Annotated in this window: 25 protein-coding genes; 13 read left to right on the forward strand and 12 right to left on the reverse strand. The window is 55.2% G+C overall.

What is annotated here, in order from left to right:
- Positions 1-45 precede the first annotated feature (45 nt).
- Positions 46-912 carry an endonuclease/exonuclease/phosphatase family protein gene (locus PHA01_RS12065; protein WP_417020954.1) on the forward strand — a complete coding sequence of 289 codons (867 nt, stop codon included), beginning with the start codon at positions 46-48 and terminating at the stop codon, positions 910-912.
- Here PHA01_RS12065 and cls read toward each other — a convergent pair.
- Both cls and PHA01_RS12075 read right to left on the reverse strand, forming a co-directional pair.
- Positions 884-2,344 (reverse strand): cardiolipin synthase, encoded by a 1,461-nt coding sequence (gene cls / locus PHA01_RS12070; RefSeq protein ID WP_271895714.1) that lies wholly within the window; start codon positions 2,342-2,344, stop codon positions 884-886. The genes PHA01_RS12065 and cls overlap by 29 nt on opposite strands.
- A gap of 14 nt (positions 2,345-2,358) precedes the next feature.
- Positions 2,359-3,858 carry a sensor histidine kinase gene (locus tag PHA01_RS12075; protein WP_271895716.1) on the reverse strand — a complete coding sequence of 500 codons (1,500 nt, stop codon included), beginning with the start codon at positions 3,856-3,858 and terminating at the stop codon, positions 2,359-2,361.
- A gap of 253 nt (positions 3,859-4,111) precedes the next feature.
- On the opposite strand from PHA01_RS12075, the gene rpmH reads away from it, so the two are divergent.
- The 4 genes from rpmH (at position 4,112) to yihA (ending at position 7,350) form a co-directional block, all read left to right on the forward strand.
- Entirely contained in the window at positions 4,112-4,246 is a 135-nt protein-coding gene (gene rpmH / locus PHA01_RS12080) for a 50S ribosomal protein L34 (RefSeq protein WP_040853797.1), read from the forward strand.
- Positions 4,247-4,293: 47 nt separating this feature from the next.
- A complete protein-coding gene (rnpA, locus tag PHA01_RS12085) occupies positions 4,294-4,656 on the forward strand; it encodes a ribonuclease P protein component (protein WP_112526657.1) in 363 nt (120 codons plus the stop codon).
- 33 nt (positions 4,657-4,689) lie between these two features.
- Complete coding sequence (gene yidC, locus PHA01_RS12090; protein ID WP_271895723.1) at positions 4,690-6,543, forward strand: membrane protein insertase YidC; 1,854 nt, start codon at positions 4,690-4,692, stop codon at positions 6,541-6,543.
- 174 nt (positions 6,544-6,717) lie between these two features.
- On the forward strand, positions 6,718-7,350 hold the full coding sequence (yihA, locus tag PHA01_RS12095) for a ribosome biogenesis GTP-binding protein YihA/YsxC (RefSeq protein ID WP_271895952.1): 633 nt from the start codon (positions 6,718-6,720) through the stop codon (positions 7,348-7,350).
- Positions 7,351-7,428: 78 nt separating this feature from the next.
- Here yihA and PHA01_RS12100 read toward each other — a convergent pair whose 3' ends face one another.
- The 3 genes from PHA01_RS12100 to PHA01_RS12110 form a co-directional block, all read right to left on the reverse strand.
- Positions 7,429-7,980 (reverse strand): fasciclin domain-containing protein, encoded by a 552-nt coding sequence (locus PHA01_RS12100; RefSeq protein ID WP_271895725.1) that lies wholly within the window; start codon positions 7,978-7,980, stop codon positions 7,429-7,431.
- Positions 7,981-8,075: 95 nt separating this feature from the next.
- On the reverse strand, positions 8,076-8,786 hold the full coding sequence (locus tag PHA01_RS12105) for an anti-sigma factor (protein ID WP_271895728.1): 711 nt from the start codon (positions 8,784-8,786) through the stop codon (positions 8,076-8,078).
- Positions 8,783-9,322, reverse strand: a complete 540-nt coding sequence (locus PHA01_RS12110; protein WP_271895731.1) for a sigma-70 family RNA polymerase sigma factor — start codon at positions 9,320-9,322, stop codon at positions 8,783-8,785. Before PHA01_RS12110 ends, PHA01_RS12105 begins: the two co-directional genes overlap by 4 nt.
- A 161-nt stretch (positions 9,323-9,483) precedes the next feature.
- On the opposite strand from PHA01_RS12110, the gene argB reads away from it, so the two are divergent.
- Positions 9,484-10,386: an acetylglutamate kinase gene (gene argB / locus PHA01_RS12115; RefSeq protein WP_112526645.1), complete on the forward strand. Its 903-nt coding sequence runs from the start codon at positions 9,484-9,486 to the stop codon at positions 10,384-10,386.
- Between the two features lie 14 nt (positions 10,387-10,400).
- Here the strand turns inward: argB and PHA01_RS12120 are convergent, their stop codons facing one another.
- Positions 10,401-10,883, reverse strand: a complete 483-nt coding sequence (locus PHA01_RS12120) for an Lrp/AsnC family transcriptional regulator (protein ID WP_271895734.1) — start codon at positions 10,881-10,883, stop codon at positions 10,401-10,403.
- Between the two features lie 117 nt (positions 10,884-11,000).
- Between PHA01_RS12120 and phhA the strand changes: the two genes are divergently transcribed.
- Positions 11,001-11,834: a phenylalanine 4-monooxygenase gene (phhA, locus tag PHA01_RS12125; protein ID WP_271895736.1), complete on the forward strand. Its 834-nt coding sequence runs from the start codon at positions 11,001-11,003 to the stop codon at positions 11,832-11,834.
- Between the two features lie 34 nt (positions 11,835-11,868).
- On the opposite strand, the gene PHA01_RS12130 is transcribed toward phhA, so the two are convergent.
- On the reverse strand, positions 11,869-12,624 hold the full coding sequence (locus PHA01_RS12130) for a GGDEF domain-containing protein (RefSeq protein WP_271895739.1): 756 nt from the start codon (positions 12,622-12,624) through the stop codon (positions 11,869-11,871).
- A 171-nt stretch (positions 12,625-12,795) separates the two neighbouring features.
- On the opposite strand from PHA01_RS12130, the gene PHA01_RS12135 reads away from it, so the two are divergent.
- Together PHA01_RS12135 and PHA01_RS12140 are read left to right on the forward strand one after the other, a co-directional pair.
- Positions 12,796-13,521, forward strand: a complete 726-nt coding sequence (locus tag PHA01_RS12135; protein ID WP_271895742.1) for a pyrimidine 5'-nucleotidase — start codon at positions 12,796-12,798, stop codon at positions 13,519-13,521.
- On the forward strand, positions 13,518-14,384 hold the full coding sequence (locus PHA01_RS12140; protein WP_271895744.1) for a DUF817 domain-containing protein: 867 nt from the start codon (positions 13,518-13,520) through the stop codon (positions 14,382-14,384). Before PHA01_RS12135 ends, PHA01_RS12140 begins: the two co-directional genes overlap by 4 nt.
- Here PHA01_RS12140 and PHA01_RS12145 read toward each other — a convergent pair.
- Complete coding sequence (locus PHA01_RS12145) at positions 14,369-15,211, reverse strand: LOG family protein (protein ID WP_271895747.1); 843 nt, start codon at positions 15,209-15,211, stop codon at positions 14,369-14,371. The genes PHA01_RS12140 and PHA01_RS12145 overlap by 16 nt on opposite strands.
- Before the next feature lie 157 nt (positions 15,212-15,368).
- Between PHA01_RS12145 and dapD the strand changes: the two genes are divergently transcribed.
- Positions 15,369-16,223, forward strand: coding sequence for a 2,3,4,5-tetrahydropyridine-2,6-dicarboxylate N-succinyltransferase (gene dapD / locus PHA01_RS12150; RefSeq protein ID WP_271895749.1), 855 nt, complete (start codon positions 15,369-15,371; stop codon positions 16,221-16,223).
- Between the two features lie 44 nt (positions 16,224-16,267).
- Here dapD and PHA01_RS12155 read toward each other — a convergent pair whose 3' ends face one another.
- On the reverse strand, positions 16,268-17,284 hold the full coding sequence (locus PHA01_RS12155) for a 2-dehydropantoate 2-reductase (protein WP_271895752.1): 1,017 nt from the start codon (positions 17,282-17,284) through the stop codon (positions 16,268-16,270).
- Between the two features lie 100 nt (positions 17,285-17,384).
- Here PHA01_RS12155 and dapE point away from each other — a divergent pair, with 100 nt between their 5' ends.
- Both dapE and PHA01_RS12165 read left to right on the forward strand, forming a co-directional pair.
- Positions 17,385-18,572, forward strand: coding sequence for a succinyl-diaminopimelate desuccinylase (gene dapE / locus PHA01_RS12160; protein WP_271895754.1), 1,188 nt, complete (start codon positions 17,385-17,387; stop codon positions 18,570-18,572).
- Positions 18,569-19,195, forward strand: a complete 627-nt coding sequence (locus tag PHA01_RS12165) for a hypothetical protein (RefSeq protein WP_271895757.1) — start codon at positions 18,569-18,571, stop codon at positions 19,193-19,195. Before dapE ends, PHA01_RS12165 begins: the two co-directional genes overlap by 4 nt.
- Here PHA01_RS12165 and truA read toward each other — a convergent pair.
- The 3 genes from truA to def all read right to left on the reverse strand — a co-directional run bounded on the left by truA (position 19,147) and on the right by def (position 21,685).
- Entirely contained in the window at positions 19,147-19,932 is a 786-nt protein-coding gene (gene truA, locus PHA01_RS12170) for a tRNA pseudouridine(38-40) synthase TruA (RefSeq protein ID WP_271895759.1), read from the reverse strand. The genes PHA01_RS12165 and truA overlap by 49 nt on opposite strands.
- Positions 19,933-20,214: 282 nt before the next feature.
- Positions 20,215-21,144 (reverse strand): methionyl-tRNA formyltransferase, encoded by a 930-nt coding sequence (gene fmt / locus PHA01_RS12175; RefSeq protein WP_271895954.1) that lies wholly within the window; start codon positions 21,142-21,144, stop codon positions 20,215-20,217.
- Between the two features lie 10 nt (positions 21,145-21,154).
- Positions 21,155-21,685: a peptide deformylase gene (def, locus tag PHA01_RS12180; RefSeq protein ID WP_271895761.1), complete on the reverse strand. Its 531-nt coding sequence runs from the start codon at positions 21,683-21,685 to the stop codon at positions 21,155-21,157.
- A 113-nt stretch (positions 21,686-21,798) separates the two neighbouring features.
- Here def and PHA01_RS12185 point away from each other — a divergent pair, with 113 nt between their 5' ends.
- Positions 21,799-23,037 carry a DNA recombination protein RmuC gene (locus PHA01_RS12185; protein WP_271895763.1) on the forward strand — a complete coding sequence of 413 codons (1,239 nt, stop codon included), beginning with the start codon at positions 21,799-21,801 and terminating at the stop codon, positions 23,035-23,037.
- The last annotated feature ends 1 nt before the right edge of the window (position 23,038 follow it).

Here is a 23,038-nt window from a genome sequence, read left to right on the forward strand (position 1 = left end):
TCTACTCATTCGCTTGCCATTCTTGGCATCCCGACATATCTCTAGGTGATGGACAGCAAGAAGCCGATGCGGCACACCAGACCCAGCGTCTCCGCCAGCATTTTCGCCGCGGTCAGGAACCGTAACAAACGTCCGGCTGGCATTACCCGAGTCGTGCGCAACGATCTGCTGATTGCGTCCTACAATGTCCACAAATGTGTCGGGATCGATAAGAAATTCGACCCAGATCGTGTTGCGCACGTAATCGGCGAAATTGGGGCTGACGTTATCGCCATCCAGGAGGCCGACAAGCGCTTTGGCGAAAGGACGGGCCTGCTCGATCTTGCCCGTCTCCATCGCGAGAACAGCCTCGTTCCAGTTCCGGTAACTTCGCTTTACCCAAAAGGCCATGGCTGGCATGGCAATCTGCTGCTGTTCCGCGAGGGCGTCGTTCGCCGTGTTCAGCAGCTTGTGCTACCCGGCCTTGAGCCACGCGGTGCACTGGTAGTCGATATCGATCTGGAAGCAGGCCCACTTCGCATCATTGCCGCACATCTGGGCCTCCTTAGACACTCGCGACAACAACAATCGGAAGCAATTTTGAATGCCGTGAAGGCAGATCCATCGCGTCCAACTTTGCTATTGGGCGACTTGAACGAATGGCGCGTGGGCAAAGGTTCGTCATTGCACTTTCTTCGCCCGGTCTTCGACCCGGCAAAAAATGCGGTGCCAAGCTTTCCGTCGCGGTTCCCTGTCTTGGCCCTGGACCGGGTTCTTGGCCACCCCCACAGCCTTGTTACAACGATCGAGGTTCACGACACACCCTTGGCCCGTGTTGCATCCGATCATCTGCCAATCAAGGCCTATGTCGATCTGAAATCGGCGTTGTCAGTAACGGAAGAAATCAAAGATAGGGCGAGCCTAGCCAGATAATTCGTTCAACCAGGCGTACCCAGAACGATCTGGCGCGCAGGTTTTGAAGCAGAACCGGTTTCGCTGAGGCCATTGCGTTCTCCACAAGGGCTTCCACTTCGGACGCGAATGCTGCATCCATCACCTCGAGATCGACTTCGAAATTCAACCGTAACGACCGCGGATCAAGATTTGACGATCCGACATAGGCCCACTGCCCATCGACCACCAAGAGCTTGGAATGGTTGAAGTTTCCGCGGGCGCGCCAGATTCGGCAGTGACCCTTGAGGATCTGGTCGAACTGTGCCGTCATGGCGCGGTCCACCAGCTTGAGATTGTTGATTGAGGGCACGACGATGTCCACCTCGACCCCTCGACGCGCAGCCGTTACCAGCGCGCTGATCAATTCGCGGTCCGGCAGAAAATAGGGTGACATGATGCGAATGCGTGATTGCGCAACGGAAAATGCGCCCATCAGCATCCGGTGATTGGCTTCGACACTGCGATCTGGTCCCGACGGTACGGCGCGAATGAACACGGGGTCTCCCGGCTGCTTTTCCGGCGCGGCAAGGTGCCAGGGCTCACCCGTCAGCATCTCATGCGTCGTAAATCGCCAATCCTCTGAAGCAATGTGAAACAGATCCGTCACAATAGGCCCGGTCAATCGGAAATGCGTGTCCCGCGCATTGTCTTCGCCCACCACTTCCGCAGAAAAGCCAGCGCGGATATTCATACCGCCTGTAAAGGCTACACGCCCGTCGATAATCATAATTTTGCGGTGAGTGCGAAGGTTGGCATAGGGCAAGCGCAATCCCATGATGATATTGCCGTTGAAGACATCGACCTTGACGCCGTGTTTGGCGAGGTAGCCGACAATGCTTGGAATAGAATATCTCGCCCCGACCGCGTCGATGAGGATTCTCACTTCGACCCCGCGTCTGACGGCGGCAATCAGAGCGGTCGCTATGCGAAGGCCAAGCTTGTCTCGGTCGAAGATGTAGGTCTCAACCAGAATGCTGCGCTGAGCTTCATTAATCTCGGTCAGCATGGCGTGGTAGGCTTCATCGCCGCTTTGCAGGATATCGATGTCATTTGCAGTAGTGAGCCGACATCGACTGACGCGGTCTCCGAGCGTCTTCATGGCCGTAAAACGCTTTTCGAAATGTGCGAGAATCTGTTTGTCGGTAGCGTCGAAACGCATGAAGACGTCTTGGCCAATTTCATGCAGGAATTTGCGCTGCGATGAGATGGACGACCGTCTGATCCTGTTAATCCCCGCAACGGCATAGATGAGTGCACCGATGACCGGAGAAAGGATGATCACGCCGACCCAGCCGATGGCGGCGCGAACCTCTTCCTTAGTCATGGTCGCATGAACGGCGGCCGGGACGCCCAGAACGATCGACAGCACAAAGAAGATGTGTGGTAGGTGGGTATAGAGGTAATCAGCCATTGCGGCGTTTCATGTCAGGACGCTGAGTCCCGGCGGGAACGCCATTCGGCCAAGGATACCGGTTGATCCGGAATTCGAATCTCAAAACTTGTTCCCGCTCCATCGCCGCCCCTTAGCTCAATCGTTCCCCCATGAGCTCGGACAAGCTCATGCACAATAGCAAGACCAAGGCCGGTGCCCCCCGATCGCGCCGACCCTTTGAAAGCGGTGAAGAGATTCTCGCGCGCCTTGGGAGGCAGACCCGGCCCAGTATCGTCAATGCCGATGATAGAGGTTGTGCCGATCTGCCCGGCGGTGATTGTCAATCGCTTGACCACGGACGGATCACTTCGGGTGTCGCTGGCCATAGCTTGAACCGAGTTGCGGCACAGATTGGAAATGACACGGAAGAATTGGTCCGGATCGACATCGATTTCAAAGTCGGCCGGCACCAGGTTCTTGAATTCGATCTCGGATTTTGTGTCGAGGTTAAGCATCTCCTCGACGTCGCTGATGATCGTGCGCAACTTGACCCGCCGTCTCTGTGGCGGTGCTTCCTGTGTGCCGCCATAGGCGAGCACGGTCTGCGAATAATTGATCGCGCGATCGATGGTCCGCACCAGCTTGGGCACGAAACGCTGGATCGCCGGATCGCTGGTGTTTGCGAGGTGATCGGATATGAGCTGGGCCGAGGCCAGGATATTGCGCATGTCGTGGTTGATCTTGGAAACCGCCAAGCCTAGGTCGGCGAGATGTTTCTGTTCCGACAGCGTACGTTGCAACTGGTGCTGCATATCTGCGAGCTCCCGCTGGGCGATGCCGAGTTCGTCTTCGCGAGCTTCCGGCTTGATAATACGCTGCGGATCGTCAGGTGCCTGGGCAAAGGCCAGCATGTTGTCACTCATGCGCTGGATCGGTCGGATCAGCAAGCGGCTGATCGTCAGGAAAACCAGGCCAGCGGTAATGAGCGAAATAAACAACGAGATCAGTGCGACATTCCCGGCATAGCGCAACATCGCATTCCGCAGCGGGGCGTCGGAGGTAAGGAGTTCGATAATCTTGCCGGTATCTCCGACCGGACCATAAACGCGGATAATTCGATGCCCGCCGTTGATTAGAGTATCGAATGCATCGCGGATCATCGTAATCGGATCGGTGACAGTGATATCTATGTGCTTGTCCACTTTGGAAGGCATCTCCGATACCGCGAGAAGCCGGGAAGCTCCTTTTTCGCGCAGAACGATCGCTTTCGTTCCTGTCGCAAGAAGGACGTCATTCTGCACCGATTGCGGTACATTCTCACTATCGCTCGCAGCGAGCACGACGCTCGCCGCAGCAACGGTGTTGAGCCGGTCGGAAAGCCAGCGAACACGCATATCTGCAATAATAGGTACGAAAATCATCACTTCTGCGAGAAGGCCGAACAAGAGGGTGAGGCGTAGCAACTTGCCGGAAAGACGTTTCAGAACGGGCAAACGCCGACCGGCATGCAGAGGCACACTCGTGTTTTCTGGCTTTTGCTGAGTTGCCGTCATATACGCTCCATCGGCATTCGATGTAGGTCAAATGCTTGCCCAGCACAATAAATCAGTTGCGTGGATTTGCCTATTTTTGAATCGCGTCAATCAATTGACTTATCAGCATCGTGCCTCTATAAGCCGCGCACGTCCGGGCTGACCGCCCCCACGACGAATATCGACGGCATATTCGCATATGCTAACGGCGGTCCTGATATGCTCCTGTCAAGAACAGACCACAAGAAGGGCCGCACACCGCGGTATTTAACAAATGAAGCGTACTTATCAGCCATCCAAGCTTGTCCGCGCACGTCGCCATGGGTTCCGTGCCCGTATGGCAACGGCAGGCGGCCGCAAGGTTATTGCAGCGCGTCGCGCTCGCGGTCGCAAGCGGTTGTCGGCATAAGGCATTCCGCGCAGACTTGTGCGGTTGGCCAGAGTTGGCACTATAGAATGAATGAGCAAAAACCACTCCGCCTTCGCAAGAGAGCGGAGTTTTTGGCTGTCCGAAACGGAGAAAAGCGCCGCGGCGTCTACTTTCTTGTCGAAGTCAAAGAGCGAGAGGACCAGGTTGGACCCCCGCGCGTAGGTTTCACGGTCACCAAAAAGAACGGGAATGCTGTTATCCGCAATCGCATCAAGCGGCGTCTCAGAGAGGCGGTGCGCGTCAATGTTGCTGATGACATGCAAGCTGGAACCGACTATGTGATCGTTGCTCGCCGCGATGCGCTGAACGCGCCGTTCGCTGACTTGACGCGGGAACTCTCCAAACGGGTTTCCAGGAAAATATTGACCCGGCGTTCGACAAAGCCTTGACAGGTACCCGCGAACCCGACCCAAGGACTGACAATGGAAACCAACCGTAATTTCTTCATCACCATTGCCTTGTCCATTGTGATCCTGACGCTTTGGCAGGTGTTCTATATGAACCCCAAGATCGAAGCGCAGCGCGAACAGGCCCAGATCGAGGCTACGCGGCAAGGACAAACGCGTGTTGACGGACAGGCGAGCACGCCGGCCGGCACTGCCACCAACGGCAATGCAGCAAATAATCTCCCGTCTTCGTCCCCAGCTACTCCCACTGCAAATGTCCCAGGCCAGTCGCAAGATGCTGCGCAGGCCGGTAGTCTCACGCGCGCCGCCGCGCTCGGCCAGACACAGCGTATCAAGATCGACACACCCAGCCTTGGCGGCTCGATCAGCCTGACCGGAGCGCGGCTCGATGATTTGCAGCTGAAGCATTATCACGAGACTGTCGACGATAATTCGCCAAACATCGAGTTGCTAAGCCCTGCGCAGATGGCCGATGGCCAGTTTGTTGAGGTCGGGTTCGCGGGAAATGATCTGACCGGTACCGTCCCAGGCCCGACGACCGTTTGGACCCGCGAGGGCAACAACGATTTGACGGCGTCCACACCTGTTACGCTGTCCTATACCAATGAGAAGGGTCTGGTCTTCAAACGGACGATCAGTGTCGACGAGAACTACATGTTCACAGTCAAGGACGCTGTGACCAACACGACCTCAGCACCTGTTTCGCTGGCCTCTTACGGACGTGTGACGCGCTTTTCGAAGCCTCTGCATCCAAGCACCTACGTGCTGCATGAGGGCCCGATTGGCGTGGTCAACGACAAACTGATCGAATACAAGTTTGCCGCAATTGAAAAAGAGCGCGAAGTTGCGCCGGATCGTTCGACCACCGGCGGATGGGTTGGAATTACCGACAAGTACTGGGCCGCTGCGCTCGTTCCAGCACAGGCAACGCCGTTCAAGATTCGCTTTTCATATTTCGATGATGGACGCCCGCGCTATCAAAGCGACTATCTGTCTGATCCGACGACAATTCAGCCGGGTCAGTCTGCGTCGACCGACAATCTCATATTCGCAGGCGCGAAAGAGGTCGGCAGAATCAACGCCTACATGAACGATCTGCATATTCCACTCTTCAAGAATCTGATCGATTGGGGCTGGTTCTATTTTATTACCGAGCCGATGTTCTATCTTATCGACTGGCTTTACAAAGCTATTGGAAACTTCGGTGTGGCCATCCTGGTCGTGACCGTGATCTTGAAGGGTTTGTTCTTCCCGCTTGCCAACAAGTCTTATGCCTCTATGGCGAGGATGAAGCTGGTACAGCCGAAGATGACCGAAATCCGCGAGAAGTATGCGGATGACAAGGTCAAGCAGCAGCAAGCCATGATGGAATTGTACAAGACGGAGAAGATCAATCCGATTGCCGGCTGTTGGCCTGTCTTGATTCAGATTCCGGTTTTCTTTGCGCTCTACAAGGTCCTCTATGTCACCATAGAAATGCGTCACGCGCCGTTCTTTGGCTGGATCCAGGATCTGGCTGCTCCAGATCCGACATCTTTGTTCAATCTCTTCGGCCTTATCCCATGGGCAGTCCCTGCTTTCCTGATGATCGGCGTCTGGCCTTTGATCATGGGCGTCACGATGTTCCTGCAGATGCGCATGAACCCGACACCGCCGGATCCGACCCAGCAAATGATCTTTAACTGGATGCCGCTAATCTTCACGTTCATGTTGTCAAGCTTCCCCGCAGGGTTGGTTATCTACTGGGCGTGGAACAACACGCTTTCGATCACGCAACAGGCGATCATCATGAAGCGCCAGGGGGTCAAGGTCGAATTGTGGGACAATCTCACAGGGCTTTTCCGCAAGAAGCCGAAACCCGCCGAATAGCAACGAACCGCTAAACTATTCAGAAGGCCCCCGGCTTGATCGGGGGCTTTTCTTTTGCGCGGTTGACAAGCCTCCCATAAACATTGATTGCAAGCATGGCCGTCTGCGGCGAATGGATGGAAGAAATTGAGCGAAACGCAGCAAAACATCAACAGGCTCATCGAGAAGGGCAGAATGCTCTTCGCACAGGGCTGGATTTTTATCCGCGGCGTTCCTGCGATGAAATTCCTGCCGCCGGAGGGCCCGCTCGAAATCGCGTTCGCCGGGCGTTCCAACGTCGGCAAATCGTCTTTGATCAACGCGATTATCGGCCAGAAGGGGTTGGCCCGAACATCGAATACACCTGGACGGACACAGGAGCTCAACTATTTCGTTCCAGATGGCCATTCAGGCGAAGACGGCGATCTTCCTCCCCTCGCGGTCGTGGATATGCCGGGGTATGGATTCGCTGAAGCGCCCAAAGAACAGGTCGATGCCTGGACACGGCTGGTTTTCGATTATTTGCGCGGACGTACGACGCTCAAGCGTGTCTACCTCCTGATCGATGCCCGCCACGGCGTGAAGAAGAATGACGCCGAGGTATTGGACCTGCTCGATCGAGCCGCTGTATCTTACCAGATCGTCTTGACCAAGATCGACAAGATCAAACCCGCCGGCGTTCCGCGTTTGATCGAAGAGACATTACAGGCCATCAAAAAGCGCGCCGCGGCCTATCCGGAAATCCTGGCGACATCGTCTGAAAAGGGCGCAGGGCTCGATGAACTCCGGGCGGCAATTGCCCAGCTTCTCGAGGAACAGCGTAAATAAAAAAAGCCCCACGCGATCCGGCGGATCGGCGGGGCAAAAGCCTGGCGCACTCTGCGCAAATGAACCAGGCGTCTCTGACTACATTTTTGGCAGGAGAACCTTGTCGATCACATGGATGACGCCGTTCGATTGCTTGACATTTGCGATGGTAACGGTAGCCACCGTTCCATTTTCATCGGTCAGAGTAAGCTTCTTGCCCTTGTACTTGGCGGTCCAAACGCATCCACCGACCGTCTTTACTGGATGAGCGCCGTCGTCATCGTCGATCATCTTCATGATGGCCTTCGATGAAGCGTCGGCAGCAACGACGTGACAGGTGAGGATCTTCGCCAACTTGTCCTTATTTTCAGGCTTCAGCAGCGTCTCGACGGTGCCTTTCGGAAGCTCGGCAAATGCTTCATTTGTGGGGGCGAATACCGTAAAAGGTCCCTTACCCTCAAGTGTTTCGACAAGGCCGGCCGCTTTGACTGCAGCCACCAGTGTTGTGTGATCCTTGGAGTTCACGGCATTTTCAATGATATTCTTGTTCTCGTACATGGCCGCACCGCCGACCGTCGGGTTCTTGGCGTACGCAGTTCCGGCAACCAACATGGCCGAAAGTGCGATCAGGCCCAATGATTTCTTCAACATAATTCATCTCCATTGTTTGTTTCCCCTCAGGTGAGGACAGATGGAGATACGGGAGGTTGGAGGCTTAAGTTTCAGAAGGCGTTAAAATTAACGCTCTAAATTTTACGCACGATACCCGCAGCGACAATTGGGCCGGTAGGCGCACCGCCTGGTGCACCTCCGACGGGCTCTACAGTCAGCGCCAGTGTCGTGCCGTCACGCAGCTTGGCGAGTAGTGGCGACGATAGGTTGAATTCTGTCACTTGCGGCGAAACCATCAGGCCGAGGGAGACGGGCGCTTCATTGCCGGCGATCAGCCAAAGTTCAAGCGAGCGGTCCTTCGGCATGTCGCCGCTGACGACGGTTACTTTCAGTTTTTTGGTCTGGTCATCAAAAATCGCCAGCGTGTGGACGCTGCTGCCTTGTGTCTCCATCGATGCGACCAGTTGCTCGCTGATCCGGGCAGGGCGCTCGATCAAATCACGGCCAATTCCGATCACAGCAAAAGCAAGTGCGGCGAAGGCCAGGCCGCGCCAAAAGGCAATATTGTTCCAGAATGACGAGCTGGAGGCTACTTCGATGGCAAAGAGGCGTTGATCGATCCGGCTCTTCAGCTGTTGCGGAGCTTGCGCCGCATCGTATTCATCGTTGAGAGGGTCGAATTGAGTCTGCCAGCGTGCAACCAGTTCCGCAAACGGCTTGTCCGTTTCTATACGGCGCGCAACCTCCCGGCGCTCCTGTTCGGGGAGCACACCCAACACATATTCGGCGGCGATGAAATCATCGCCCTCCGGTATCATGTTGTCATCGGGTTCAGTCGGGCTCATCCCTCTAGGCATTCCTTCAGTTTTATCAGGCTGCGGCGCAGCCAGGTTCTCATTGTATTCAACGGCACATTATGGCGGCTGGCCAATGCCTCGTAACTGTCGCCATTCAGGTAGGCGCCACGGACGGCCGCTGCTCTGTCTGCCTCCAGCTGGCCGAGGCAATCATAGATCCGTTGCGCTTCCCCACTGGCGACGGCAGCCTGTTCGGGATTGGGTGACGGCTCGGACACCTCTGCAGCCTGATCCAATTCAACAGCTGCAGGCTTGCGGGACCGCAATACGTCGATGCAGTGATTGCGGGCGATCGCCACCAGCCATGAAATAGGACTGGTATCCGCGACGGCGAATCGGCCCGCCTTGTTCCAAATCTTGACGTAGATGTCCTGTAGCGCGTCTTCTGCTTCCGTTCGATTACCCAAGACACGCAGGCATACACCAAAAAGTTTCGCGCTTGTGGCGGCATACAGCACATCGAAGGCCGCGCGGTCCCGTAGCGAAACTCGCGAGATCAGCTCCGATATGCCTTCAGGCGTCATACAGATGGCGTTTCCAACTCTTATCGCTCAATTTAAATCTGCCGAGGGGTTGCGCTGTCAATGGCAGATGAAAAAAACGTCTGCCAATGGCCTAAATCATGTTTGCCCGAAACCGTCTTTAGCGTTAAGAACCCCCGTCCTTCCCAAGCTGGAGCTTGCGCATGTCCTCCACATCCGACGCCGACCACACTGCTGAAATCCAGGCAAGTCTGCTTTCCGCTGCTCTGCCCTATATGCAGCGTTATGAAAACAAGACTGTCGTCGTAAAATATGGTGGCCATGCCATGGGTGACGCGGCTCTCGGCAAGGCGTTTGCCCGCGACATAGCGCTTCTCAAGCAGTCCGGTATAAATCCCATCGTTGTCCACGGCGGCGGACCGCAGATCGCATCCATGCTGGCACGCATGGGCATCGAGTCCAAGTTCGAGGGGGGACTGCGCGTAACCGACGCGAAGACGCTCGAAATCGTCGAAATGGTGCTCGCTGGCTCGATCAACAAGGAAATCGTTGCTTTGATCAATGCCGAGGGCGAATGGGCAATCGGCCTGTGCGGCAAGGATGGCAATATGGTCTTTGCCGAAAAGGCGAAAAAGACCATCATCGATCCCGATTCCAACATCGAGAAGATCGTCGACCTCGGATTTGTCGGCGAGCCGGTAGAAGTCGACCGCACGCTGCTCGACCTTCTCGCTCGTTCCGAGATGATACCCGTCATTGCGCCTGTAGCGCCCGGGCGTGATGGCCACACTTACAATATCAATGCGGATACGTTTGCTGGCGCTATCGCCGGCGCACTTGCCGCCTCTCGCCTTTTGTTTCTGACGGACGTTCCCGGTGTTCTCGACAAGGACAAGCAGCTTATCAAGGAACTTTCCGTCGCGCAGGCACGTGCTCTGATCAAGGACGGCACCATATCCGGCGGTATGATCCCGAAGGTCGAAACCTGTATCGATGCGATCAATCGCGGTGTTGAGGGCGTGGTCATCCTTAATGGCAAGACTCCTCATTCGGTTCTGCTCGAACTTTTCACAGAACGCGGTGCGGGAACGCTACTCGTTCCCTAGGTTCCTGGCCCTGATCACTTCTTGAGATGATCGAGCGGGATTTTCCCGGGCCCTTTGATATTCTGCAGCACCAGTTGGGTATGCACATCTCGGACGCCCTTCAATCGCATCAGCCGGTGCATGACGAAAGCGTTGAGATCGTCCACGGTGGGCACCATGACGTGCAGGAGAAAATCATGTTCTCCGGTCATGGTCCAGCAAGACGAAACCTCGTCCATGCGCTGAATTTCCGCGATAAAGCGCTCGGGAGAATCGTCGCTATGGGTGTTGAGACGCACCTGTATGAAGACTTCCACCATCAGTCCGATGGATCGTCTGTCGATGGTGGCTGCAAAGCCTTTGATAACCCCGCTTTCCTGCAACTGCTCGAACCGTCGGGCGCAGGGCGTGGCGGACAGGCCGATCAATTGGGCGAGGTCGGTTATCGCAACGCGCCCATTGCTTTGCAGAATCTGCAGCATCTTGATTTCGAAGTCGCTGAATTGAGGTGAAGTCACTCAAAATTCTCCCTATGATTTGTTAATTAACTCATAATGATGCTTAACGCAGCTGATTAAGTCAAATCCTCTCATTTCCCCATCGTATCCTCCTGGAAACCAATCAAGGAGGAAACGATGACTATCAGCGTTGAGGCTTATGCGCGGGAGTGTGCCGAACAGGGACTTCGCGGTAACTACGCGGTCTGCCAGGCGGATTTCACCGTTGAACAGAAATATGACTATTCCGATGAAGACCAAGAGGTCTGGCGCGCCCTGTGCGATCGCCAGACGAAATTGACGGAGAAGTTGGCGCACCACAGCTATCTCGACGGCGTGGATGCCCTAGGACTTCTCGACCGAATACCGGATTTCCACGAGGTAAGTGAGCGGCTCCATAAACTGACCGGTTGGGAAATCGTCGCCGTTCCGGGCCTTATCCCGAATGAGCCGTTTTTCGACCATCTTGCCAACCGGCGCTTTCCGGTGACGAACTGGCTGCGCAGTAAGAAGGAACTCGACTATATCGTTGAGCCGGACATGTTTCATGATTTCTTCGGTCACGTTCCTATTCTCAGCCAACCGGTATTTGCGGATTTCATGCAGCTCTACGGCGTAAAGGGTGGAGCAGCATCACGCATGGGCGGGGAACAACTGGCAGGCCGGCTTTACTGGTACACTGCCGAGTTTGGTCTTATGCGTGAGGGGCGCGCATCACTCAAAGCGTTTGGTGCCGGTCTTATGTCGTCGTTCAGTGAACTGCAATTCGCTGTAACGAGCCCGGACGCCCATCACGTACCATTCGATCTGGAAACGGTGATGCATACGGCATATGAAATCGACAAGTTCCAACGGGCATATTTCGTGTTGCCATCCTTCGCCGCGCTGAGAGATGCGTTTGAGAAAGCCGACATGGAAAAACTGGTTGCGCGCTGGAAAGATGTTGATCCATTGGATCCGGCGATGGTCTAAGACGGCCAAAAACAAGCCGCTAAAGATGGTCATCTCAGGCCGCATTCTTCATGTTGGACTCGATGATCACGCAATTGCGGCCATTGCGTTTAGCCTCGTACAACCTGCGATCGGCGACCTGAAAATGATCGGCGATCGCTCCACTTGCCAGCCCAACAATACCCCCAATACTGACGCTCAGCGAGACGCGTTCGTTTTCCGGAGTACGGAACTCAATGCGGTTCACTGCCACCCGAATGTTTTCGGCAATCGATTTTACGTTGTCCTCATCATCCATTGCGAGAAAGACAGCGAACTCCTCGCCTCCGATGCGTCCGATACTGTCCTCTTTTCCAAGACAGCCAGCGATACTCTGTGCGATTGCCATCAACGCGCCATCGCCATTGTAATGGCCATGAACATCATTGATTTTTTTGAAATGATCCGCGTCTATGATCAGGAGAGAACTCGCCTTTCGCGTACGGACATCTTCGATATGGTTGAAGAACGCTTCGCGATTGAGGAGGCCCGTCATACTATCGCGTGATGACTTCTCCAACAGTTTCGCATTGGTTGCCTCAAGTTCCCGCATGACGTGATTGAGTCTTTCGAGGGTCAGCCGGAGTTTTTCCGACTGGCGAAAGACGATGAAGGAAACGGCTGGCGAAATCACCAGCGGGCAAATGGTCGCGATCATATAGCCCCTTGCGTCATGCATGTCGTTGGCCGTCATGATGGCTCCGGTAATCAGCAGGGAGCACATAACGGAAACGACCACAACCATTGCACATTTAAGGAGAATTCTGGACATCGGACCTCGGAGACAGCTCTTAACCAATACGAGGAACAAATGAAGCGGTTGTTAGCGAAAAATTTAAAAACGGTCGTAGTTCAGACTCTTTTCGTCTATTGATTCGGGAGCGAAACAGAATTTTCTGCATTTGCTTTTGCCTATCAGAAAACGGCGGAACCTTAATCGCGTATGACAAATCAACCAGAATCCTTGAACTTTGCCCATGTGACCGATTGGGTCTTTGATCTCGACAATACCCTGTATCCACATCATTCAAATCTGTTTTCCCAGATCGATGTGAAAATGACGGACTATGTTGCTGATCTTCTGAAGCTGTCCCGGACCGATGCGCGGCAGATGCAGAAGCAATTTTACAAGGATTACGGCACGACGCTCAAAGGATTGATGGACCGTTACGAGATCGATCCGGACGACTTTCTACAGAAAGTCCACGACATCGATTATTCCTGGCTGGTGCCGGACCCTTCATTGGCCACCGCCATCCGGCAACTGCCCGGCCGCAAGTTCATTTTCACCAACGGCAATCGCGGACACGCCGAGCGCGCTGCGCGTCAGCTTGGCGTTCTTGATGAGTTCGATGACATCTTCGATATTGTGGCGGCGGAATTGCTGCCGAAGCCTGCTCGAGAGACTTATGACCGCTTTTTAGCGCTGCACAAGATCGACGCGGCAAGCAGCGTGATGTTCGAAGATCTGGCGCGCAACCTTGTCGTGCCGAAAGCCTTGGGGATGACGACGGTTCTGATCGTTCCAAACAATTTCGAACCGACATTCTCGGAAATCTGGGAGCGCGATCCAGGTCATACCGATCACGTCGACTACGTTACGGACAACCTGGCCTCGTTCCTCAGCGCTATCCTGCCCGGTCAGACGGCGCTGAATGTGCCTGCTTGAAGCGGGTTACCTCCGTTGAAGCGATAATTGATGATGCGGCACATCGTGTGCTTGAACGATTGCCACAGTCCGGTTTTTGTGGCGCTCTTGTCGAGTTTATCGTTTTCGGGATCAAACAGGCTTGGGCCTGTCTCTTCGGTGGTGCGCTGCTTGCCGCAATCATGCTGACACGGTTTTTCTGGCCCGACGGCAGCTGGCTAGCGCGCTACGACTTTCTCTTTTTTGTAGCCCTCACGATTCAACTATGCATGTTGGTATTCAGGCTGGAGACCTGGGAAGAGGCCAAGGTCATTTTCATTTTCCATGTGGTCGGAACAATCATGGAGATATTCAAGACCCATGTGGGCTCATGGATTTATCCGGAAGCCAATATTTTCCGAATCGGCGGGGTGCCGCTGTTTTCAGGTTTCATGTATGCAGCCGTCGGTTCATACATGGCGCGTATCAATCGGATATTCGATATCAGGCTTGAACGCTACCCGTCATTCTCGCTGACTTTTCTGCTCGCCATTGCCATTTATGCGAACTTCTTTGCGCATCATTTCATACCGGACATCCGGCTTGTCCTTTTTGCTGCGACAATCGCCCTGTTCTGGCGCACCACGATGCATTATCGCGTCTTCCGCTTTCGCCACAAAATGCCCTTGCTCATAGCTTTCTTTTTTGTTGCGTTGTTCATCTGGGCTGCCGAAAACATCGGTACCTGGTCAAGAGCGTGGATTTATCCGGCGCAGGCACATGGATGGGCGCCGGTGTCTTTTGCAAAGCTGGGATCCTGGTACCTGCTGATGATAATTTCCGTCGTACTGGTAACCTGGGTTTCTCCGCCACGTGACAATGACGAGAATCAGGAAAGTTCGTAGAAGGTCTTGATCACGTCCCAAGCCTCTTCGGCAGTATCGACGAATGTAATCAGCTCGCGATCGGACGGCGAAATGACGCCCTGCTCCGCCAGGAAATCGAAGTTGATAGCCTTTTCCCAAAATGGCTTGCCAAACAGGAGAAAAGGAATGCGCTCCATACGTCCGGTCTGAATGAGGGTAAGGGCTTCGAAAGTCTCGTCCATCGTCCCGAAGCCACCGGGAAAGATCGCCATAGCCTTGGCACGCATGAGGAAATGCATCTTGCGGATGGCAAAATAGTGGAAGTTGAAGCAAAGCTCCGGCGTCACATAGGCGTTAGGAGCCTGTTCGTGTGGCAGCACGATATTGAGGCCGATCGTTGGCGCACCGACGTCCGCTGCGCCACGATTGCCGGCCTCCATCACCCCGGGACCGCCTCCGGTAACGACAACGAATTCGCGATTGTAGGTCGTTGAGGAATAGGTCGAGCAAAGCTGCGCGAACTTGCGCGCCTCGGCGTAGTAGTGGGAATTGGCTTCGAGGTTCTTCTTCTGGATTTCGTTTTTTGCAGCCCAGGCAGCACCGCCCGGTTCCGGAATACGTGCGCCGCCGAAAAGCACGACGGTTGACCGAATACCGCGCTCGGCCAGCGCCATCTCCGGTTTAAGTAGCTCGAGTTGTAGCCGCACTGCACGAAGTTCACGCTTCGTCATGAAATCTGGATCGGCAAAGGCCAGCCGATAGGTAGGTGATTGGGTTTGCGGCGTTTCCGGTGCGCTCTCTACGCGGCGCACGGCTTCGGAAGAATGCGAGAATGGCGTCCAGCTGTGTTTTTCATCAGTGTTCAATTGTTTTTCTCCTTCTGCGGACACTTATGGCGCTTAGAGACATAAAAATCGATTCGTCATCCAACAATGTGGCGCAGCGAATTGACGCTCTCGCAGACTTAACATAGTAGCCCTTGTCATTAGCCATAGCCCGCCCGTTTAATGGAGTGATCTGAAAATGTCCAAGCCCGATCTGACCGGTCTCGAAAAGACGATCGACAAGGCCTTCGAAGAACGCGATGCAATCAGCACCGAAACGCGTGGCGAAATACGGGAAGCAGTCGAGACCTCTCTTTTGCTGCTCGATAGTGGAGAAGTTCGTGTTGCGGAGAAGCAGTCGAACGGCGACTGGAAAGTCAATCAATGGCTGAAAAGGGCGGTCCTGCTTTCTTTCCGGCTTAACCCGATGGGCATTATCGAGGGCGGTCCAGGTGGTGCGACCTGGTGGGACAAGGTGCCGTCGAAGTTTGACGGCTGGGGCGCCACCGAATTTGCCAAATCAGGTATTCGCACCGTTCCCGGGTCGATTGTCCGCCGCTCCGCCTATATCGCTCCGGGCGTGATCCTGATGCCGTCCTTCGTCAATCTCGGCGCTTACGTCGATGAGGGGACCATGGTCGACACCTGGGCGGGCGTTGGTTCCTGCGCACAGATCGGCAAGCACGTGCACCTGTCAGGTGGCGTCGGCATTGGCGGTGTTCTCGAACCCATGCAGGCAGGACCTACGATCATTGAAGACAATTGCTTTATCGGAGCACGTTCCGAGGTGGTCGAGGGCTGCATCGTTCGTGAAGGTTCAGTTCTTGGTATGGGCGTATTTATCGGCAAATCGACCAAGATTGTCGATCGCGCTACCGGTGAGATTTTCTATGGCGAAGTCCCTCCCTACTCGGTGGTCGTAGCCGGTTCAATGCCCGGCAAGAACGTCCCGGGCGAGAACTGGGGTCCCAGCCTTTATTGCGCCGTGATCGTCAAGCGCGTCGATGAAAAGACGCGTTCGAAGACCTCCATCAACGAGCTGCTGCGTGATTGATCCAAATCGGGAGAGGGGCTATTAGAGCCCGCTCTTCTGAATGGTCACCCGCGAATGTCTTCGACGGAATGACTTTGCAATGGTTTTCCCTCAGCCTGTTTCACACAGGCAGAGACCTTGCGGGTGAGCGGGACTGCGATGTTTTTCTCGCGGGCCAACCGGACGATCACCCCCTGCAGATAGTCGATCTCGGTGGCGCGGCCTCGCGACAGATCTTCCCACATGGATGAGCGCGCGTGCGGGTTGATCGCGAGCATTCGCGCCGCGACGATGCGAAACAGAAAATTCGGCAATCGGAGTATCCAGGGAAGCACTGAGGGTGATGCCCCTTGCACTTTTGCCGGCGTGATACCGTGCGCTCTCACAACTTTGAGACCTTCGCTCATCTGGTCCGCTATCAGAAGCCGCCAATTTCGGTCGGCCAACTGTTCAACGAGAGGCAGGTTTGAAAGGGCATTGAGAGCATTGTTGAGATTTATCAGCAGTTTGCCCCAAAGAATACCTTGCATATCCGGGTGGGCTTGGACGGAGAGCCCTGGATCGGAAAGAACCTCTGCCAAGCCACCCAGGGTATCGTCGATGAGAATGGTCCCTGGCATTGTCCGCCTCACATTAAGCGGGCTGACGCTGGGTTCAGACTGAACGATATTGAACGGAACCATTCCGGAGATAACAGTCGCTTCCGGCGGCAGATGTTGGCGGAGAGTTTCAGCGTTTCCGACGCCATTTTGCAGGCTGACCACAATAATATCGGATGGCGCACTTTCCCTTATCGACTTGGCCATCTCTTCGGTAGCGCCGCTCTTGACGGTGACGAGAATAATGTCGGCTTGCCGGAAGGCGATCTCAGAATCACTAGTCAGGGAAAATTGCCCGGGCTCTACCAGTTTTTCCGATCCATCCGGGTCGATGATTCTCAGGCCTTCCTGCTGGAGTCTTTCAATCATCCGAGGCCGAACCAACAAGGTCACTGCCTTGCCTGCCACAGCGAGACGCCCGCCCACGTAGCATCCGATCGACCCGGCGCCGGCTATGACGATCCGGCTATCAATTCCGATCATGGTGCTGGTCCTTGGTTGAGTCGCTGGTGTTATTAAATCAGACGGAGGAACCCCCATCCAGTGCGTGACAGGATCGTGCTTTTCCATTATCGCTTTGACCATGAAATCCTCAATCGACCCCGTCCAGAACCTTGCTGAACTCATTACATGTCCGTCGATAACGCCTGCGGAAGAGGGGGCATTGACGGTGCTTGAAGCCATGTTGACACCGTTGGGTTTTTCCGTGGAACGACCAACTTTCCGTGAGGACGATACACCGGACGTCGAAAATCTATATGCGCGGCGCTCCGGCAACGGACCTCACCTGATGTTCGCGGGCCACACGGATGTCGTACCCGTTGGCGACGAAGCAGCCTGGACTTACCCGCCATTCTCGGCATCGATCCACAATGACGAAATGTATGGACGCGGCGCCGTCGATATGAAGGGTGGCATTGCCTGTTTTGTCGCTGCTGTAGGGCGCCATCTGGAGAAGCGCGGGGGACTCAACGGTTCGATATCCTTTGTGATTACCGGCGATGAAGAGGGACCCTCCATCAACGGGACAAGGAAGCTGTTGGAGTGGGCCAAGGCGAAAGGCGAGAGCTGGGATGCTGCAGTTGTTGGCGAACCGACCAATCCCGAAAAACTGGGCGACATGATGAAAATCGGGCGTCGTGGCTCGTTGTCGGGCACGATCGTCGTTAGTGGCGTGCAAGGCCACGTTGCCTATCCGCATCTGGCGGACAACCCCATCCGAGGGCTGGTGACACTGGTTGAAAGCCTGCTTTATCCAGCTTTCGACACTGGAACGAAAGACTTCCAGGCCACCAATCTCGAAATCACAACGATTGACGTCGGCAATCCTGCGGTAAATGTGATCCCGGCAAAGGCCACCGCAACGTTCAATATTCGTTTCAACGACACCTGGACCGATGAGACGCTGATGGCCGAGATCCACAACCGTCTCGATAAGGCTTCTGGCCGTCGCAAGCTGCGCCCCAACAAAAAGGCGCCAGTGAACTACGAGCTGACCTGGCGTGACCGTGTAAGTCATGTTTTTCTGACACACGATGAAAAGCTGATCGGAACCTTGACCTCGGCGGTCGAAGCGACAACAGGAAAACGCCCGCAACTGTCAACTTCCGGAGGCACCTCGGATGCTCGTTTCATCAAGGATTATTGCCCCGTCGTCGAATTCGGACTTGTCGGCAAGACTATGCATATGGTTGACGAACGGGTGGCGATTGCCGATCTTGAAACACTGACGCAAATCTACGAACGGTTCATCGCGGATTTTTTTGCATGACTACAAGTGAAATGCCGGATTTTGACGAGATTCAGCAATATCTGTGGGGCGCGTGGCGGATGATGAATGGTCATGCCGACGGGCTTGACCAACTCGATTTCTCCGAAGATGGCTTCTGGCAGTCATTCCATGCGATTACGATTTCCTTGCCGCCGCTCATCCTCGGCTGGATTATCTTCGCTAACGACATGATATCACTGCAGCCGGAAACGGGTAACCGCTTTTCCATCATGGGCCGGGTGGCGTTCGTCGATCTTGCATCGTGGGTGGTACCGCTGGTGGTTCTCGCCCTCAGTGCCAAGCGGCTTGGTCTTAACAAGCGTTTCAGTCCCTATGTCGTAGCAAGCAATTGGGGGACCGCGATCGGAGCCTGGCTCATGGTCCCAGCGACGCTGGCACGGCTACTGCTGCCCGGTTGGCCCGCTTTGGCCACAGGTTTTGGCCTTGTCCTCTATGGAGGCGTAATGTACCTGACCTACCGTTTGACGCATGTCGCGCTGAAGAAATCCCATGCCTATACGGCCACGTTTTTCGTGGTCATGATTGTCGGCTCGCTGTTCCTGATGATCCTGCTTCAGAACGTGTTGGGGATTTCTCTGCCCGAACCGGTAATGATGGGATAGTCGACGCCGACAAGATAAAGACCGTACGGCGGTGCAACTGGCCCGCAGGCTTGGCGATCGCGGGCGACAAGCGCAGCGGTGACATCATCTGCATTCCATCTCCCGCATCCGACCTCATTGAGTGTTCCGACGAAAGAGCGGATCTGGTTGTGCAGGAATGATCGCGCGGATGCCCTGATCTCGACGATTTCACCGCTGCGCTTCACACTCAAATGCTCAAGTGTCTTCACCGGGCTCTTTGATTGGCATTGGGTTGCGCGAAACGTGGTGAAATCATGCGTGCCGATGAGCCGTTGTGCGGCGTCATGCATGGCCATTTCGTCAAGCGGTTTCTTTACCCACCACGCGCGATGCGCCTCAAGCGGAGCGGGTGGCCTGCGATTGACGATGCGGTAAAGATAATGCCGGCCCGTCGCTGAAAACCGCGCATCGAAATTGTGCCCGACGAGTTCGACATTGATGATGCCGACGGTTTCCCCTGCGATGACGAGATGGGCGTTCAACGCTTCGCGCACCTTGGAACTGGCCCAGTCTTTCGTCAGATCAACATGCGCGATCTGTGCGGTTGCATGCACACCGGAGTCCGTACGCCCAGCGGCACCAAGTGCAACCGTTTCGCCGCAGAATTTGAAGATCGCCTGTTCGATGGCAGCCTGAGCCGTATGACCGTTCTCCTGCCGCTGCCAGCCGGCATACGGCGTGCCGTCATATTCAATGGTGAGCTTGTAACGAGGCACTTAGGGTCAGGACCTATTAATGTGATCGAAATGGCGCCTGAAACGGCAAGAAGATGCGAGGAGAAGCGTGATGGGTGGGGTCTTTCGCCCGGCCGAACGGTTCGACACTGCAGCTTGTAGCCGTTTCGGCGTCCGAAGGATATGGTCCATCTTTCCGGCAACATCGTCGCAAAGGACTTGAAAATGGATAAGCATTTCCATCGCCTTTGCTCCTTGTATCCGAAAAGATGGCCTCATACCATTTCCATCAGATTAACAGGTCCTGACCCTAGGTCTTGCCGTTCATGGCAGGCGCGTTCCCTGTGCGATCTTGGCGCCTCGTTGGAACTCGAGGCCATCCATGACTTTGCCGCCCGCACGCTGCAAAGAGCGAAGGCGAATAGCGCCTTCGCCGCAAGCAATCCGCAGATCGTCGCCAAGGACCGTTCCAGGATCACCTACCCCGGTTGCCAGGATCGAACGCAGCAGTTTTACCCGTTCGAGTTCCTCGCCGATTTCCATCTCGCACCATGCACCCGGAAACGGTGCAAGGCCTCGGATGCGGTTATGGACATCAATGGCAGCTTGCGTCCAGTCGATGCGCGTTTCCGCCTTGGTGATCTTGGAGGCATAGGTGACGCCGTCTTCGGACTGCGGCGTGAGCGTAAGACTGTCGCGCTCCAGTGCCGCCATGGCGCGGACCATCAGATCGGCGCCAGCCATGCTAAGCTGGTCGTGCAATTCGCCGGCAGTCATATCAGCCGTGATCTTCACCTTTTCCGCCATGGCGACAGGGCCAGTGTCGAGGCCCTCGTCCATTTTCATGATCATGATCCCGGTCTCATCATCACCAGCCATGATTGCGCGTTGAATGGGCGCCGCTCCGCGCCAACGCGGCAGCAGCGAAGCGTGTCCATTGTAGCAACCAAGCCGCGTGCCCTCGAGAATTGCGGCAGGCAGGATAAGCCCGTACGCGACGACCACAGCAACATCGGCCTCAAGGTCCCGAAACGCCTGCTGCTCTTCCTCGGACCTCAAGCTTTTTGGAGTCCGTACTTCGATGCCGAACTGTTCGGCATTTCGCTGCACCGGCGAGGGCGTCAGCTCCAGCCCACGCCGTCCTGCAGGGCGCGGCGGCTGACTGTACACCGCGACGATCTCGTGACCCTGGCCGATCAGGGCGTTGAGGATGGGCACAGAAAACTCCGGTGTTCCCATGAAGACAATTCGCAGGCTCATCGGCTCACACCGCCAACCGGCTCGGCGGGCGGTCTTTGGCAAGTTTCTTGAATTTCTTCACGACCATCTCACGCTTCAATCGCGAAATATGGTCGATGAACAGAACACCGTTCAGATGGTCGATCTCGTGCTGCAGGCAAGTGGCGAGGAGCCCTTCCGCGGCAACCTCTTGCTGCTTGCCGTCGATATCGACGTAAGAAACGCGCACCTCGGCCGGCCGCTCGACTTCTGCGTAGTAGTCCGGAATGGAAAGGCACCCTTCCTCATAGACATTACGCTCTTCACTCGAAGACAATATTTGAGGGTTAATGAATATCTGAGGTGCCTTGGGCTCGTCTTCCTTGGCAAGGTCGATAACCAGCATACGCAGCGGCTCACCGACTTGAATGGCCGCGAGCCCAATACCGGGCGCGTCATACATGGTGTCGAGCATATCGGTCGAAAACTTGCGCAAATCGGCGTCGAAACGCTCCACAGGCTTTGACACCTGGCGCAGCAATGGATCGGGAAGAATGACAAGTGGTTTTATAGACATGAGCATCACCTAATATCTCGGCTTTCAACCGTCAATCCGGCGTGAAAGTCGTTTATAAAAATGTTCTCGTTTTGATCTCACATTTGCCATCCGAATCGGTTAGTCTGCACATCATGGAAACGTCAATTTCTCTGGATCAGACTTTGTTTCAACTTGGCTCGAGCTCTGTATCGCTTGGTACCGCCTTGCTGATAGCGGGTGTCGCTACGGCGCTTATAGTATTCTTCGCTGTCATTGCAGTGCTGCGCTCGACCCGGATGCGGATGGTCGCCGAGATCCAGGCAGAAGACCGGGCTCGGGATGCGGAAGCTCGCATGGGCGAAATTCTGAAAAGCCAGTCGGAGATGCAAGGCCGCATGCAGACAATGGCTGAGCTGTTCGGGTCAAGGCAGGCCGAACTCAATCAATCGATCCGCGAACGGCTCGATGGCATGACGAGCCGAATCGGCCAGACAATGACGGAACAGACGCAGTCCACACACGAAAATCTGACGAAATTGCAGGAACGGCTGGCAGTCATCGATACTGCGCAGAACAACATCCAGGCGCTCGCCGGTCAAGTGGTGCAGCTGCAGGCGATCCTCGCCAACAAGCAGACGCGCGGCGCCTTTGGCCAGGCACGGATGGAAGCGATCATTGCTGATGGCCTGCCCCAAGGCGCATATGAGTTCCAGGCAACGCTCTCCAACGGCAGCAGGCCGGATTGCGTGGTGCGCATGCCGAATGGCGCGCCCAATCTCGTTATCGACGCAAAGTTTCCACTGGAAGCATGGAATGCCATCCGCGAATCGGAAACACCAGATACCAAGAAGATTGCAGTCGCTCAGTTCCGCCGGGACGTCGAGATTCACATTCGGGACGTGGCGGAGAAATATCTGATCAACGGCGAGACCCAGGATACGGCGTTTCTCTTTGTGCCGTCCGAATCGATTTTTGCGGAAATTCATGAGAATTTTGAGGCCGTAATCCAAAAGGCGCATCGTTCGCGCATTGTGATTGTCTCGCCGTCGCTGTTGATGCTGTCTATTCAGGTGATCCAGGCCGTTCTCAAGGACGTCCGTATGCGCGAGCAGGCCCATCTCATTCAGGGCGAAGTCATTAGGCTGATGGAGGACGTGGTGCGGCTTGATGACCGGGTGCGCCGCTTGCAGACGCATTTCGGTCAGGCCAACAAGGATATCGACGACATTTTGGTCTCTTCCAGCAAGGTAACCAAGCGCGGTCAAAAAATTGAAGCTCTGGAGTTTGCCGAAGCGCCCGTTGGCGACCCTCTTAAAGATGCCGAAACGACGCGTTCCGCTGCCTCGGCAACAGGTCAATTGCGCTTGCGGGTGGTTGACGGCGACGACTGAG

Origin of the sequence: Candidatus Phyllobacterium onerii, from assembly GCF_028331445.1 — a bacterium.
GTDB classification, from domain to species: Bacteria; Pseudomonadota; Alphaproteobacteria; order Rhizobiales; family Rhizobiaceae; genus Phyllobacterium; species Phyllobacterium onerii.